We start from the raw sequence: 15,324 nt of genomic DNA on the forward strand, positions 1-15,324 counted from the left end.
GTTCGACACAAGAAGATGTATATTGCTATGTCCCCATTCATAAAGTGGTTTATTGCTGCTGTCTTGACGACAGTTCTTTTTCCCTATTATCTGAGTGCAACTACTTTGGTTGAAGAACTGTACGAAAAGGCCAAGCCTAATAAAGTTTATATTATCGTTCAAAAAAACTTATTCCCTTATTTAGATAAAAAAATTTTTGAGAGGTGGACTAAACAACTGGAATCAGAGGGTTGGAGTCCAATTGTTCGAAAACCTGAATCTTACGAAATAAAATCTGCTAACAGATTAAAAGAATATTTGATCGAGCAGGGTGCTTACACTGTATTGTCATTGTTTCACAGGAAGCCAGGAGTCATTTTGGTAGGGTCATTTCCTCATACCTATGTTTCCCTGAATTCGGATACGGGGTATCTGAAATCCGATCTCTGGCTAATGGATGTCAGCGATAATTTACATCTTAAGGCCAAACGGTTTGGATATCAGTCAGAAATACTGGTGAAGCCAGATAAAGAGCTTGATGTTTTGGATATGTGGGTGAGCCGTATTGAATATAATAGAAGCGTATCAATTCAGGAGTTAAGCGTTTTTATCAATCAATACCTTGAGAGAAACACTGTTTGCCGAATCTCGGGTTTTAGCTCTGATGATTGTCAATTAAAGGTACAGGTTTCTGGCAATCAATTCTTGGACTTGAAGGCTCTGATTGGCACTTCAGACCATACTGGAAATTTTTCTGAGAGATTCTCACTTTCAAATGAACCAGCAGGTGAGGTTTTTCTCAATTTATTTGAGAAATCACAGAGAAACTGGAAACAGTGGCAGGACTATTTTTTTGCTGAGGGCTGGGAACATTGTTACAGCTTTTTGGAGGACATGTACCGAACTCATAACAGAACTCATTCCCGGATTGGTACCAGCGCAGCTCCCGCAGGCATTCCACCGGTAGACAAAATAATGCTATACCTGTTCAAGCTTCCTGTGTTGTTTATTACAGCATCTTCCAGTGCGATATATGGATGGAAGAACCCATCTTCGCGGAAATATTTAGGTGCTTTCTGGGCGTTGGGGCTGGCTGCGTCTTTAGTTCCTCAGTACGAATGCCCTAATCGTCAATACACACCAAAAAGACATTACCTGCCCGTGCTACTTGGCGACGGTACCCTGCGTCAATTTTGATTGATTGGGTAAGGTTTTTTACCCAATTAATTTGTCGCCAGTCTGGTAGTCAGGTGAACCAATGCATCGGCAGCGTGCTGTTTAGTGGTATCTTCAGGCACTCTCTTGAGCTGGAAGTTGTATATTGTCCCTTCAGTGGTCACGAAAGTGTTCAAAGCAGGAACGGTCTCATAAATGTCTTCGTGGGAACCAATCACATGAATATCAGTGATGCCTGAAGTTTCATCGTCACTCTGAAATTCGTGCAGCAGCTTATGCAAAAGCGGAAGCTGGTGGGTAATTTCCCTGACCAGTTGTTTTGCGCCATCATTGATCAGAGCCTTGTCCACAACATGCAACCAGTTGGCTTGTTGCTTGTTTTTATACAAACTCAGGGTATTGTCCCCAAGTTCATTATTCCGTTTGAGTCCCTGATAACGCCCGGTAATTTCTTCATCGGTCATATTTGGGAATAAAGGCTTCATATCCTGTCTGAATTCCTCAGCTTCTGCCCGTTCCCGTTCTTTACGGCTGCATTCATGACCAAAGCAGGGGGCTGGCGTTTTCGAAACAGCTCTTTTGGAGTAGAAACGGTTACCCACTATAAAGCCAAGCCCAAAAGAGCTGCCTGAAGGCAGGCTTTTGTTTTTTCTCTGGTACTGATCATTCGTGTACGGGTATTTATGGACTGACTCCCATTTGCTAACAGGTTCAAAAGAGGAAGGTTGAGTCAGTAAGAGAATATCGTAAGTGGCCTTGAACAGGGTCAGGTGTGGTTTGTGATCAATTTCGCTGGCAAGCTGCAGCACGAAGTCCTGATCACCACAGCCATAAATAGAGTCTGCAGCAATGGATAGCCCATTGTCCGCAAAGACGCTGACAATGTTGGTTTTCGCTTTCTCTTCACGTTCACGGGTTTTTTGAGGAGGAAACAGAAGTGGGTGAGTGCCGTGAATAGTTTCATAACCTGCTACCGCCATCACCATTGAAAACTCTGAGTCTGGTGCCTTGAGTGCCGTTTCTTTTTTTAACGTGGATTGTACAGCCATCATTCTCTCGGTCAGCTTTTCTGCCATTCCGGGAAACTCCAGCTCGGGATGACCTTTTTTAGTGACTGCAATATTACCCGCATAGCTTTTGAACGCCTGATCTTTAGAAAACTCAACGGCTACAGAAGCGAGGGTCTTGTGGCGGCCATCTTCTATGACTTTTACCAGCACCATAGAAGCACTGGCGTTTTCGCTATAAAGCAGATATTCGTATTTCTGGCCAGCTATGGTCAGGGGACTGGCCAGTAGCAGAAATATGTACGAAAGTACTATTTTTTTGAACATCATAGGGCAACCCGGCTTCAGAGCGACAAAGAGTAAAAAATAGTCCATTCGCACATAACTGCCGGAAAAGTTTTGATAACCCGGTCAGTATTCATCACCAGACACTATCTGTGGCAGTCGTGCTACAATTGCCAGCTTTTGTGACAATCTCACTTCGAAGTGGAAATTTAATGTCTGAATACACAAGCGTTGAAGCTCGCGTAAGCTACGGTATTGGCCGCCAGATGGGTGACCAGCTGTCCAGCAACCCAATTGAAGGCCTGTCCATTGATGCCGTTCTGGCTGGTCTGGCTGATTCCCTGAATGGTGCGCCAAGCGTTGTAGAGCATTCTGCCCTGCAGGAAGCGTTCAACGAAATGCACAAGCGCATTCAGGCGAAAGAAGCTGAACAGGCTAAAGAGCTGTCTGCTGAAGGTGAGAAGTTCCTGGCTGAAAACGCCATGCGTGATGAAGTCACCGTAACCGATTCCGGCCTGCAGTACGAAGTGCTGGTTGCTGGTGATGCGAATGCTGAAAAGCCTGGCCCGACATCTACGGTTAAAACTCACTACCACGGCATGCTGCTGGACGGTACTGTGTTTGACAGCTCTGTTGATCGTGGAGAGCCAATCGAGTTCCCGGTTAATGGTGTGATTGCTGGCTGGACCGAAGCTCTGCAGCTGATGACCGTAGGTTCCAAGTGGAAGCTGTTTATTCCTTACAACCTGGCTTACGGTGCTCAGGGTGCGGGTGGTGCTATTGGCCCATACGCGACTCTGGTCTTTGAAGTAGAGCTGCTGGCCGTTTCCTGATCAGGAATCCGTTGCCGATAAAAAAAAGCCATTGTGTTGTGAAACACAATGGCTTTTTTTGTTTGCCCAGCGAAGCGGGCAAACCCGTCAGGCTGAAAGAAGCCTGAACCGCTCAGACTGAGGGGGAAGGTAATGAAAAATAGCGGTTCACTGGTCTCCTACTGGTTTAAGCTGTGATCTGACAACTAAAATCCGAGATGTAAAAACCATGCCATTTGATCATATTAAGTTTCCGGAGGATTCCAGGTTTAGTCATATTCCATCACGTAAGTTTTTTATATTAAAAAGAAATATTGATGGGAATTACCTGACTTTGACTCTTCACAAAAGAGCCTTTGGTACATACCAGCCGGAAGCCGGGAGTGTAAAAATAACCAGTAATTTTAAGAGTCTCTCAAGTTTAAGTTCGGAAGGCGAAAGACATTATGCAGTTAAAGATATATGGGTGTTGGACGCTTATCGAAATATTTCAATAGGTGTTTTGTTGATGTATCTTGCAGTCAGTGAGGTTTGGCTAAATGGTGGTGCGTACCTCTATTTAATGTTTCCTATATTCAAGGCTCAGGGGTTTTATATTCAGTTTGGCTTTCACCCAGCCCCGGAAGAGGCATCGGAAAGGCATTTGCTATACGAAGAATGGGATACCAAGGTTCCACTTGAAAAAAAACTAAAAGAAAGTCGGAGTTATCTGTTTTGGAGAGGCTCTGTCTGTATTGCGTCAGAACTCCTTATGAAAAAGCTAAATGGCGTTTTCATTTTTAAGCATATGAATTGAGACTGACTCTCCCCGCCCGTCGCTTCGCTTCGCTTTGGGAAAGGTCCGTACGCACGGTTCTGTAGGAAAGACGGGGTAATAGCCCCGCCCTTACCTAATTGCAGGTGCCGAAAATGGATCAGAACTTAAAGTTGATTCCAAGATAACCACCGTCGTGCAGGGTGCGGCTACCACGATTAGACATTTTGGTCTGAACGTTGCGATAGCCCAGAGACAACTCAGCATTTGGCATCGGTGCAAATACAAAGCGGGAGTCAAACTGCTTCATGTTTTTTGTTCGGTTAAAGCTCAGGATGCTGGGCGCATAGTAGTACTCAGCTTCAATACGCATGCTCTGGGTGAAATTAACCCCCAGTGAACCCCCGGGTGCAAAACCCCAACCAATATGAGAGTCGCCACGATGGTCAACGGCAAAGGCTTTCATGCCTACAGAGTAACGAAAACCGCCTGACTGATTCATGACTTTAAAGCCACCGTTAACCATGCCGCCTTTGTTTTCATGGTAAAGGCCGGAAAAGCTGGTGGCTGTTGTATAACTGAGCATCTGGTCAATACCAAAGCCGACGCTGTGTTCGCTCAGGCTCAGGTTAAAACCGGTTGCCATAGCGGTACTGCTCATCATCAGGCCGCAGAGTGCCATAGCTGCCCTGTTGGCTGCGTTACTGCTAACTGTTTTCATTCTGTTCCTTGGTGTTGTGTTTTCACTGCAGAACAGTATAAAAAGGCAGGTTGGTTGTTATTATTCGGTAAATCCGTAGTGAGGGCTGATTTTACAAGCCCTATAGATAGAGAATCAGTGATCAAAACGAGTCAGTTCCGGCACATGGGACATGCACTATTGATCTGTTTGGTATGCAATGCCCAGCAGTTAGCACAGAACCAGTGCCTGCCACATTTAGCGACCTCTATCCATATTGACAAGTGATTCAGACAGATAGGACATTCTCCGGTAAAAACGTATTGAGAAGTGATTGCCAGTGCCTGCTGCGACAGGTAATGCTCAGCCTGTCTGAAAAGGACCATGGATACATAGGCTATCCAGCCGGTTTCTGTTTTAGCTGACCTGACCATGGCTTCTTCAATCAGTGAGTCATTACTGTTATTAAACTTTTTTGTTAATACGTCCACGAATCTGGAGTGTTTCAGGCAAATAGCAAACGTATTGTCACCGTTCACATCGTTCACTTCCAGTCGCCGGGCTGCCATCTCTGTACCGGCAGAATAGTGTTTCCCAGTGATAAATGAAGGTTCATGACCCGGTTCATTAATAGATGTTGTCATATTTGAAAAAATCTGGCGTATCACTTCCTCAGAAAAAATGCTTAGCAGCAGGGTGTTGCCTTTTACGTCTTCTGTTCCGGACAGGCAGTCAGGTTCGAGAAACTGAATGCCCGATAATGACTCATTAAATACTAAATTGACCGTACTATGGTGTATCGTGCGGTGTTTCTGGTATTTGACAATGGCATGGTATTGGTCATCAACATTTATGATGGCAAGTTGTAACAAGGTTATACCGGATTGTTTTGACAGGCTGTGATAGGCGTGTTGCTCTGACAATAAATCCGGATTGACTTCAAAAAAAAGTAAACCATCACTATTATGCCACTTTAAATTGCCAGTGTATTTGCCGTCGTTCCAGCCATTGTATAAATCGTACAGCAGCAAGATGACGAAAGACTTTGCAATGATTAATTCCATTGCAGCGGATTTCATTGAATGAATATTAAGATGAAGTCTGTGGAGGCTATATTCCCTGATCACAACGGTCAGTAGAGGCAGGGATTTTAAATAGTAAGGTTGACGGTAGTAGTAATCAGACACCGAATAGAGAGCATCTTGCAAACTTTTTGTAATAGAAAGAAAAACCTCAGGTACATTTGAATAGTAACGACTACTTTCATCCTTAAATGCCTGATCATCTGCCCTAGAGATTAACGCAACGATTAACAGGAAAAATGAAACCAGAAACAGTCGTGCTTTGTTGTTTATTAATAACACTGAAAGGTGCCCCTCGTAGCATCTGCTTTTTTTCAGATGCTGAGGCAATATAGCATGTCTCAACTTATGGGTTTTACTGAGCGTGTTAAACAGGGGAATCAAAACAATTCCCCTGTCGTGTGCAGCCTGACGCCTTAAGCCAGCAGAGACTTACCAGTCATCTCTTCAGGCTGAGGGATTTCCATCAGATCCAGCAGGGTAGGTGCCAGGTCAGAAAGAATACCGTTGTTCAGCTTGATGTCTTTGGAACCGAAGTAGATCAGAGGCACTTCTTCACAGGTGTGAGCGGTGTGGATACCGCCGGTTTTAGGATCAACCATCTGCTCAGCGTTGCCGTGGTCGGCAGTGATCAGGCACTGACCGTCGACTTCTTTCAGGGCTTCCATGACTTTGCCAACGGACTCATCAACCGCTTCAACCGCTTTAACGGCTGCTTCATAAACGCCGGTATGGCCGACCATGTCGCAGTTAGCAAAGTTGCAGACAATCAGGTCGTGCTTGCCGCTCTTGATTTCAGCCACCAGTTTTTCAGTGACTTCCGGCGCTGACATTTCTGGCTGCAGGTCGTAGGTTGCTACCTTTGGAGAGTCAACCAGAACGCGGGTTTCGCCTTCGTATGGGTTTTCACGACCACCAGAGAAGAAGAACGTCACGTGAGCGTACTTTTCAGTTTCAGCGATACGCAGCTGGGTTTTGCCCAGTTTTTCCATGTATTCGCCCAGAGTGTTAGGCAGAGAAGACGGTGGGTACGCACAGATGGTGTCGATATCGGCAGCGTACTGGGTCAGCATCACGAAACCAGCCATTTCAGGCGCTTTCTCACGCTGGAAACCTTCGAAGCCGCTTTCAACAAACGCTCGGGTGATTTCACGGGCGCGGTCTGCACGGAAATTCATGAACATCAGGGCATCGCCATCGTTCACAGTGGCAGCGGTTTCACCGATAACAGTGGCTTTAACAAATTCGTCGTTTTCATCACGCTCGTAAGCCGCTTTCAGTCCTTCAACGGCATCTTTAGCGGTGATCTCAGCTTTGCCCAGGGTCATCAGGTCGTAAGCTTCCTGAACACGTTCCCAGCGGTTGTCACGGTCCATGGCGTAGTAACGGCCGATCAGGGAGGCGACACGACCAATGCCTTTGTCTTTCAGCAGGGCATCGGTTTTTGCCAGGGAATTTTCAGCGCTGCGGGGTGGAGTGTCACGGCCATCGAGGAAGGCGTGAACGTAAACTTCTTTAGCACCACGTTTTTCAGCCAGTTCGATCATGGCATTGATGTGGTCTTCGTGGCTGTGTACGCCGCCCGGAGACATCAGGCCCATGATATGAACGGCCTTGCCACCCGCTACTGCCTTGTCGATGGTGCTGACAAACGCTTCGTTTTCGAAGAAGTCACCGTCCATGATGGACTTGGTGATGCGGGTAAAGTCCTGGTAAACCACCCGACCAGCACCCAGGTTCATGTGACCGACTTCCGAGTTACCCATCTGGCCTTCTGGCAGACCAACATCCATACCGGAACCGGAGATCAGGCTGTTTGGGAATTCAGCCATCAGCTGATCCATTACCGGCGTTTTAGCAGCATGGATTGCATTGAATTCGGTCGCTTCACGATGGCCGTAGCCATCAAGAATGATCAGGGCTGTGGTTTTACGCTTGTCAGTCATCAGTTCTGAACCTTGGCAGATGAAGTAATGCGACGCATTCTACCTGCTTTTATGGTGGATTCCAGTGTGCAGTGCCTATTCCTATGATAGCTGTTACTTACGGTGCAGTGGCAGTATTAATGCGAGTGTCATGGTTTGATGAAGTTTGGTTGAGGCTTGTTTTGAACCGCCTCTTTTTTATGAGCTTTGCAACAATAATTATCATTACTGAACAGTCCGGGAGGCCGGTATGACTAAAAAACATGGAAAAATCTCAGGGGTAATTTATGTATGTATCCACAAAAATCCACCGTAGCGTTATACTCCCGCCTTTTCCGATTCAGAAAGACTGGTTAATTCATGGCTCAGCTACTCGAATTTATAGGCAATCACCCACTGCTGGTGGGTTCTCTGGTGGCACTGATTACGGCGCTGGTGTTCACTGAAATGCGCAAGGGTGGTCAAAACATCAGTTCTCAGCAACTGACTCAGCTGGTCAACCAGCAGGGTGCAATTGTCGTGGACGTTCGTGAAAAGGCCGACTACAACAAAGGTCACATTGTTGATTCTGTCAGCATGCCGTTCGCCAAGGTTAAAGAGCGTGTGGCAGAACTGAACAAGCACAAAGACAAGCCGATAGTCATTATTGATGCTCAGGGGCAGCACGCTGGCATGGTCGGCAAACAGTTCAAGGAAGCCGGTCTGCAACAGGTTCTGCGCCTGCGTGGTGGTCTGAGCACATGGACTGCCGATGGCTTGCCGCTGGTCAAAAAATAATAGTGCTATTTGAGGTATAAAGGCATGAAGCCTGTCACCATTTATATTTCAGCAACCTGCCCGTTTTGCCACAGAGCAATGCGCCTGCTGGACAGTAAGGGGGTTAACTACCAGACTGTCAGCGTTGATGGCCGCCCTGACGTTCGTCAGGAAATGACTCAGAAAGCCGGACGACACACGGTTCCCCAAGTCTGGATCGGAGACACCCATGTGGGTGGTTGCGACGATCTGTTTGCACTGGAATCCGCTGATAAACTAAATGATTTGCTTGCCTGAGGCTTGAATTATTTTATGCCGTCCCCATTGATGGTGGGTAAGCGATTTTTAACGACTGTTTGCCAGCACTCATAATCAGGCTGCGCAGGCATTCCAACTTATAGTAAGGAATTTATAATGGCTGAGAACCAGCAAGAGCAGCAGCCTCAGTTTGCACTGCAGCGTATCTACGTTAAGGACCTGTCCTTTGAATCCCCAAAATCTCCTGAGATGTTTCAGGCTCAGTGGCAGCCAGAAGTTAAGCTGGACCTGAACACCAGCAACCGTCAGCTGCAGGAAGACATGTTTGAAGTGGTTCTGTCCCTGACCATCACCGTTGAAAACGGTCCGGAAGGCAACCGTGAAACCGCATTCCTGGCTGAAGTTCAGCAGGCGGGCGTATTCCTGGTGAAAGGTCTGGCGGCTGACGAACTGCACCGTACTCTGGGTGCGTTCTGCCCGAACATCCTGTTCCCTTACGCTCGTGAAGCTATCGACAACATGGTTCTGCGTGGCAGCTTCCCTCCGCTGATGCTGGCACCTGTAAACTTCGACGCTCTGTACCTGCAGGCGCGCGAGCAGGCTGAACAGAAAGAAACCGCTACGGTTAACTGATTCTGTTCAGTCCGGCAGGTTTACACAGACCTGCTGTACAGATGCTGAATGCAAAAAGAACGGCTGACTTTCGGGTTAGCCGTTTTTTTTACCGTGAAATTTTTCATCTGTTCAGGGCTGCTTATAGCGGCGTTATCATTTAAGCTTCCCTCTTCAGTCAGTGACACACTATCCACATGTTCCATATAGCACTCTTTGAACCCCGAATAGCCCAGAATACCGGCAATATCATCCGGCTGGTGTCGAATAATGGTTGCCAGCTGCATCTGATTGAACCACTGGGGTTCGATCTTGAAGAGAAAAAGCTCAGGCGTGCCGGACTGGATTATCGTGATATGGAACGCATTACCCTTCATAAGGACTTTGATGCATTTGCTGAAGCGATGGGCGAGCGCCGTATACTGGCGATCACCACAAAAGGAAAGCGACACTACCATCAGGTTGACTACCAGCCCGGTGACGTATTGCTGTTTGGTGCAGAAACCCACGGCCTGACCGATGATGTAAGAGCCCGATTGCAGCAGGAAAACATGCTGCGTATTCCCATGTGTCCGGAAAACCGCAGTTTAAACCTTTCCAATTCAGTGGCGATTGTCAGTTATGAAGCCTGGCGGCAGCAGGGGTTTGATGGTGGTTTGTGAATGCCTGAGTTGCTGACATTTCCATTGATGGTATGAGGAGTCAATGGTGGAGGCATACCCACCCGGAATAAAAGTTCAGGAATACCAGAGAATAGATTTGATTCATGACTGGCTCTGGCTGGAGGCATGAATGCATGCCTCCATGATCCTGTAGGTAGTATTATTCTGCTGTAAGGGACTGTTGACTTAGCGATTCAGCATTATTAAATCTTTTTGGTCCTGACATGCCTGTTATCCTGTTTATTTTCCTTTGCATATAAACATACATTCCACCCACCCCCATCATTAAACCTGTAGTCCATCCTCCAAAGAATGACCCAGCAACTGCGCCATTTGAATGACCACCACCAGAGCTACTTGCATCTGACTGGGGCTGGGTACTTGGAGTCGCTTTACAAATAGAGAACCATTCATTAGTGTGAGTGGCTTTATCTGGTAAAAACTGATCATAAGGTTTTGGAACATCGGTGTGCCAGCTGTCTTTTGGGCATCCTACTGCTGTGCTGTAAACAAACGAAGGACATCGTGAGTAAGCTAATGCCTGATGGTGATTAAATTGCAAGGTGAAAAAATCCTTACCAATGATTTTAGCGTTATCCAGTAGAATTATGCCATGAGATCGAACAGCATTATCCTCATATAAGTATCCATTTTCAATGTCATCAATATTATTACAAATACTGTCTTTAAAGGTTAATTGTGCATTGCCACTTGCAACGTAAACAACATCTAATTCATGGACTTCATCGTGAGGGTGGCTGGTAGACAGTGGAGTTGTTATGGAAGCTGTGGTGGGGTAAGTGACAGTAGAATTAAGGGACGTAGGTGTTGGCTGTAAACCCTTGTAGTTAATAGTAAACGTATTGTTCATCAAGATATTGTGAAAAGTATGGACATTTTTTTTACATCCAACAGATATGGCTGCCATATCAAAGCCATCCATATCAAATTCGGTTGAGTAAATACCAATGTCTGTAGAGCCATTGCCAAAACCGCAGTCTATATCAAGTAATTCATGATGTGCATTGGGAGATCTTAAAATACTATTTTTGAAGTAAACACCCTTTGCTGCGTTAATTCGAATTAATCCTGAATGTTCCTTATTTGTTGATCGACTTCTACCGTATATAGTTTCTACATCAATAAAATCCATGTAGAAAACGGCGGTTCTGTTATCAAATGTAAATAATGGATAAGCATTGCTGTCCGGATTTGCTTGATGCACTCTTAATTTTACAGGCTCATCTGAATCTTTATATGTGTTAAGACCTACCATGCTGAAAGAATTATTCAAGCTTATCGTGCCGTTTATATTATATTTATCACCTTCTAATAAAAGAATCATACCATTTGTATTGGATTTATGCTCATTTATGATATCGTTTAAGGTAGCTCTGGCACCTTCTGGTCCATCAGGCTTCTCAGAGAATATCCAAAATAATTTAGGTCGTTTGCCAGGCATAGATGAAATAGCCTGTACAATTGCTTGCCGGTCTTCAACGCGCAGTTCTTTCTTAATAATATCACGGACATTTTTATCAAGATAATCTAGTACGTCTGTACTTTTATCTGTTGCATTTTTTCCATCACCTTCAGGGGGATTGGGGCTTGCATGGATGTCTCCAATCATTCCAGCAAGAATACACGTTGCAAAAGAAGCAGCAAAAAATTTTGTTCTCATGTGGACGTCTCCAAAATTTATAAAACAAAAGATTTATTGCTGACTACGGGACATTTTTTGAGGAGAGTGCTGGCAAGGTCAGCAGCATGAGCTAAGAGAGTAGTTCTCACACAAACTTTCTTTGATGCCAATGAACCCTGTCACAGCACTCCAGAACAAGCTTAGTGTTCATCTCGATTGGAACAAGGCTCGTTGTGAATTTATTGCTCAATTTATCCTTGGTCTGATCAAACTCAGAACCAGCTCTCTATACAGACTCCGTGTCGCCTTTGTCAGAGAGGCCTCCCCCGACTCAAGCTACAAACGGATTCAACGTTTTTTCAGAAGCTACTCACTGGACTACTCCGCTATTGCTCGCTTGATTGTCACGTTAGTGCCTCTTGAGCCTAAGTGGACTCTCTGTCTCGACAGAACCAACTGGAAACTCGGAAGTCAGGACATTAACCATCTGGTTCTGGCTGTTTGTTGTCAGGGTGTTGCCATTCCTTTGTTCTGGAGCAACCTTGATAAAGCTGGTTGCTCCGAGTCGAATCAGAGAATTGCCCTCATGAAACGCTTTTTGGCAACTTTTCCGGATCAGCCAGTTGCCTGCCTGTCTGCAGACCGGGAGTTTCATGGACATGGCTGGCTAAGCTGGCTCATGGAGCAAGGAATACTGTTCAGAGTACGCATCAAGAAGAATACACAAGTGGCGAAGCCCGGAAGCTCTGCCATCTCCGTGCGGTTGCAGTTTCGTTCACTGAAGGCTGGCACTTGGGACGCAATTTCGAAGCCTTGCAAAATCTGGGGCTTGAAGCTTTATGTTGCAGGGAGTTTGTCCCATAAAGGCTACTGCTTTGTTGTCAGCCAGGATAAGCCTGATACGATTATTCCCGACTACCATTGCCGCTGGGAAATCGAGTCTCTGTTCAGTTGCCTTAAAACCAGAGGGTTTGACATGGAAGCTTGCAGGCTGACCGCACCAGAGAGGACGGACAAGCTGACGGCTTTGCTGGCTTTGGCATTCTGCTGGAGCTACACCGAAGGGTTGAAGAGGCAAGCAATTTCTCCATCAAGAATTGCGAAAACGCGCTTTGGTGCATCATGGCCAGCAGAAAGCATTTTCCATCAAGGCTTGGAGTACCTGCAGGAACTACTTCTGAATCCTGATAAATTGAAACGTGGATTTAAACAGGCTTTGAACTTTTTTGTCCCGTAGTCAGGATTTATTGTTAAAAAAGGTGCATCGTATATTTTTAATATGGCGTACAAGCAAGAGTAAAAAATCAAAAAAACTGACTCAGTGCTCAAATATGTTAATTGCAGTGACGATATTTTTATAGCTGATTATTTTAAAATGGTGGAGTTTTTTTAAAAAAAGACTTACATAGATTTATCTCTCTAAAGTGAAAGCTATATATATTTATTTTGATGCCCCCTGCTTATATGTTGATTTTTGCCCTGATCGCCATCAGGAACGTTATTAAATAAATATGGTTGAGGTGATTAGTTAATGGAATCCGGCATAGATCTTATTGGCAGACATTGGCTTTACCATTTTTTCAATAACCATTCATTCATCAGGACTGTCTATACTGTTCCGATATTTGTCGATAAGTGCTGGGAGGCCTATGTCTGATCAAAGTCTTGAATCGTCCATTGGCGAGCCGGATGTCCACCTGCGCTGGACAGCAAAAGATACTGGCTGGATGTTCAGCCATATTGGCACTGGCATTGGCGCCGGTCTGCTGTACCTTCCCATTAATGCAGGCATTGGTGGCTTCTGGCCCCTGTTGCTGATGGCTCTGATCAGTGGGCCAATGGTGTATTTCACTCATCGCACCCTGACCCGGTTCTGTCTGGCTTCCAGACATCCCGGCAATGACTTTTCAGCTCATGTTGAAGACACTTTTGGTTCATCCGTCTCGAAATGGCTGATGCTGGTTTGTTTCTTGTCGATGTTCCCGGTTTTGCTGCTCTATACCATCGGTATCAGCAATGTGACGGTCAGTTTTCTGGTCAACCAGCTGGACTGGGCTGAACCCTCACGCTCCCTGATTGTGTTTCTTCTGGTGGTTGCCATGGTGGGAGCCTTTCTGGGGACTGAGCAGAGACTGTTGAGCCTGTTCCGGCGTATGGTATTTCCATTGACCATTGTGCTGCTTGGTATTGCGGTTTATCTCATTCCACAATGGCAAATGGATTATCTGATGCAGCCGGTTTCTCTGCAAAAAGGAGCAGAAACCTTCCTGCTGACACTACCGGTGCTGGTGTTCTCTTTTTATCACGCCCCGGTGTGTTCTACTTTTGCCCGGTCTTACCGACAGGAAAATCCAGACCTTCATGCCTGTATTCGCAAGACCGACAGCATTCATATGCGCAGTGCATCGATACTCCTGGTCATTACCATGTTCTTTGTTTTTTCCTGTGTAATGGCATTGACGCCAGAACAGCTGGCACAGGCGAAGGCTGAAAATCTTCCAACCCTTTCTGTTCTGGCTAACCAGCCGGGTAATCGTTTCTTTTCAACGATCACACCACTGATTGCCTTTGTTGCGATTATGACCTCGTTCTTCGGCTTTTTTCTGGGTGTGATAGAGCTTATGAATGGCTTGTTAAGCCAGGGGTTCCGGTCTTTCCGTCCCGGCAAGGTGGTATCGGCAGGTCATGTTCACAGGGTCAGTCTGTTTATCATTGCCTTAAGCTGCTGGGTGGCTGGCGTGGGGAACTGGAGCGTTCTGGGTATCATGGAAGCTGTTGTTGCTCCGATGATGGCCATTATTATCTTCTTCCTGCCTATAGCGGGCCTGTACCGGGTTAAGCAGCTTCAGCGGTATCGAAAGCCCTTCTGGGACCTGTTTGCTCTCGGGGTTGGTACTCTGGTCGTTATTGGTTTTGTTATTTCACAGCTGCTTTAGCTCATGGTGAATCGTACGGCCTGAGTCACCGGAAAGAGACTCAGGTTACTGGTTCTATCAGCTACATTTCTTTCCGGTGACAGTCTGGTTCGCTCTACTATCCGTTTATTGAAGGCTTAATATCAACAATCTGAGTGCCATTCAGGCAGTCCAGTCCCCTGACCATAATCTTGCCCTCTGCAATAACCACAATGGTCAGCTTTGCCAGACCAATCGGGTTTGGTCGATGAGGCGAGCGCAATGCAAAGGTTCCCGGCAGCTTTTCGCCATCATGACGGAAATGCGGCTTTTCCTGCATAACGGTTCTGTCGGAATCGTGAAGCCAGTAAAGAATGTCGATACTCTCTCCCGGTTTCAAACCTCTGATGCCTGCCTTATATTGATCGTCAAGATGCAGCTCACACAAAGGGCCTGAAGTGTTATCAATATTGTTTGGGCATTCTGCCAGAGTGTTGTATGGGGTAGTAATTGTGCCAATACTAACGATATTCATTTTCTTTACCAGACAAAGAGTTGCTAACAGGAGTATTAAAAGGTTTGCTGCCAGTCAGACGTATACCAGTGTTTTGCATTCGACATGATGCTTTCCTGCCAGTTTTGTGATGGTATAGAAGCTGGTTCCTGGAGCAGTCGAGTTACATTGTCTGATAAAGACCTGCGCTGCGGAACAGGACAATATTCCCCAGGTGTTGCACTATCTTCCGATTCTGCTTCCGGCCATGGGAACAAACAGTCATAGACAGAAAGCAAAAAATATCG

15 protein-coding genes are annotated in these 15,324 nt (G+C 46.0%); 9 read left to right on the plus strand and 6 right to left on the minus strand.

Annotated features, from left to right (window positions below; all coding sequences use genetic code 11):
* Positions 1-27: 27 nt before the first annotated feature.
* Positions 28-1,176, plus strand: a complete 1,149-nt coding sequence (locus V5J35_RS15510) for a hypothetical protein (RefSeq protein ID WP_354008012.1) — start codon at positions 28-30, stop codon at positions 1,174-1,176.
* 26 nt (positions 1,177-1,202) lie between these two features.
* On the opposite strand, the gene V5J35_RS15515 is transcribed toward V5J35_RS15510, so the two are convergent.
* On the minus strand, positions 1,203-2,492 hold the full coding sequence (locus V5J35_RS15515) for a hypothetical protein (RefSeq protein ID WP_354008013.1): 1,290 nt from the start codon (positions 2,490-2,492) through the stop codon (positions 1,203-1,205).
* A gap of 167 nt (positions 2,493-2,659) precedes the next feature.
* On the opposite strand from V5J35_RS15515, the gene V5J35_RS15520 reads away from it, so the two are divergent.
* Together V5J35_RS15520 and V5J35_RS15525 are read left to right on the plus strand one after the other, a co-directional pair.
* On the plus strand, positions 2,660-3,280 hold the full coding sequence (locus V5J35_RS15520) for a BamJ family beta-barrel-assembly machinery protein (RefSeq protein WP_354008014.1): 621 nt from the start codon (positions 2,660-2,662) through the stop codon (positions 3,278-3,280).
* A 208-nt stretch (positions 3,281-3,488) separates the two neighbouring features.
* The gene (locus V5J35_RS15525) at positions 3,489-4,055 is read left to right on the plus strand and encodes a GNAT family N-acetyltransferase (protein ID WP_354016433.1); all 567 of its coding nucleotides are present in this window, start codon (positions 3,489-3,491) and stop codon (positions 4,053-4,055) included.
* A gap of 118 nt (positions 4,056-4,173) precedes the next feature.
* Here the strand turns inward: V5J35_RS15525 and V5J35_RS15530 are convergent, their stop codons facing one another.
* The 3 genes from V5J35_RS15530 to gpmM form a co-directional block, all read right to left on the minus strand.
* Entirely contained in the window at positions 4,174-4,734 is a 561-nt protein-coding gene (locus tag V5J35_RS15530; protein ID WP_354008016.1) for a YfaZ family outer membrane protein, read from the minus strand.
* Positions 4,735-4,865: 131 nt separating this feature from the next.
* Positions 4,866-6,056, minus strand: a complete 1,191-nt coding sequence (locus tag V5J35_RS15535; protein ID WP_354008017.1) for an RING finger protein — start codon at positions 6,054-6,056, stop codon at positions 4,866-4,868.
* A 134-nt stretch (positions 6,057-6,190) separates the two neighbouring features.
* Positions 6,191-7,720, minus strand: coding sequence for a 2,3-bisphosphoglycerate-independent phosphoglycerate mutase (gene gpmM / locus V5J35_RS15540; protein WP_354008018.1), 1,530 nt, complete (start codon positions 7,718-7,720; stop codon positions 6,191-6,193).
* Positions 7,721-8,059: 339 nt separating this feature from the next.
* On the opposite strand from gpmM, the gene V5J35_RS15545 reads away from it, so the two are divergent.
* The 4 genes from V5J35_RS15545 to V5J35_RS15560 all read left to right on the plus strand — a co-directional run bounded on the left by V5J35_RS15545 (position 8,060) and on the right by V5J35_RS15560 (position 9,987).
* Entirely contained in the window at positions 8,060-8,476 is a 417-nt protein-coding gene (locus V5J35_RS15545) for a rhodanese-like domain-containing protein (protein ID WP_354008019.1), read from the plus strand.
* A gap of 24 nt (positions 8,477-8,500) precedes the next feature.
* A complete protein-coding gene (gene grxC / locus V5J35_RS15550) occupies positions 8,501-8,752 on the plus strand; it encodes a glutaredoxin 3 (RefSeq protein ID WP_354008020.1) in 252 nt (83 codons plus the stop codon).
* 117 nt (positions 8,753-8,869) lie between these two features.
* Positions 8,870-9,346, plus strand: coding sequence for a protein-export chaperone SecB (gene secB / locus V5J35_RS15555; RefSeq protein ID WP_354008021.1), 477 nt, complete (start codon positions 8,870-8,872; stop codon positions 9,344-9,346).
* 176 nt (positions 9,347-9,522) lie between these two features.
* On the plus strand, positions 9,523-9,987 hold the full coding sequence (locus V5J35_RS15560; RefSeq protein ID WP_354008022.1) for a tRNA (cytidine(34)-2'-O)-methyltransferase: 465 nt from the start codon (positions 9,523-9,525) through the stop codon (positions 9,985-9,987).
* Positions 9,988-10,147: 160 nt separating this feature from the next.
* Here V5J35_RS15560 and V5J35_RS15565 read toward each other — a convergent pair whose 3' ends face one another.
* Positions 10,148-11,668 (minus strand): hypothetical protein, encoded by a 1,521-nt coding sequence (locus V5J35_RS15565; protein ID WP_354008023.1) that lies wholly within the window; start codon positions 11,666-11,668, stop codon positions 10,148-10,150.
* Between the two features lie 130 nt (positions 11,669-11,798).
* On the opposite strand from V5J35_RS15565, the gene V5J35_RS15570 reads away from it, so the two are divergent.
* Positions 11,799-12,866, plus strand: coding sequence for an IS4 family transposase (locus V5J35_RS15570; protein ID WP_354008024.1), 1,068 nt, complete (start codon positions 11,799-11,801; stop codon positions 12,864-12,866).
* Positions 12,867-13,278: 412 nt separating this feature from the next.
* Positions 13,279-14,565 (plus strand): aromatic amino acid transport family protein, encoded by a 1,287-nt coding sequence (locus V5J35_RS15575; RefSeq protein ID WP_354008025.1) that lies wholly within the window; start codon positions 13,279-13,281, stop codon positions 14,563-14,565.
* 97 nt (positions 14,566-14,662) lie between these two features.
* Here the strand turns inward: V5J35_RS15575 and V5J35_RS15580 are convergent, their stop codons facing one another.
* Positions 14,663-15,058, minus strand: coding sequence for a TrmO family methyltransferase domain-containing protein (locus V5J35_RS15580; RefSeq protein ID WP_354008026.1), 396 nt, complete (start codon positions 15,056-15,058; stop codon positions 14,663-14,665).
* Positions 15,059-15,324: the final 266 nt, after the last annotated feature.

The organism is Endozoicomonas sp. NE40, assembly GCF_040549045.1.
GTDB lineage: Bacteria > Pseudomonadota > Gammaproteobacteria > Pseudomonadales > Endozoicomonadaceae > Endozoicomonas_A > Endozoicomonas_A lisbonensis.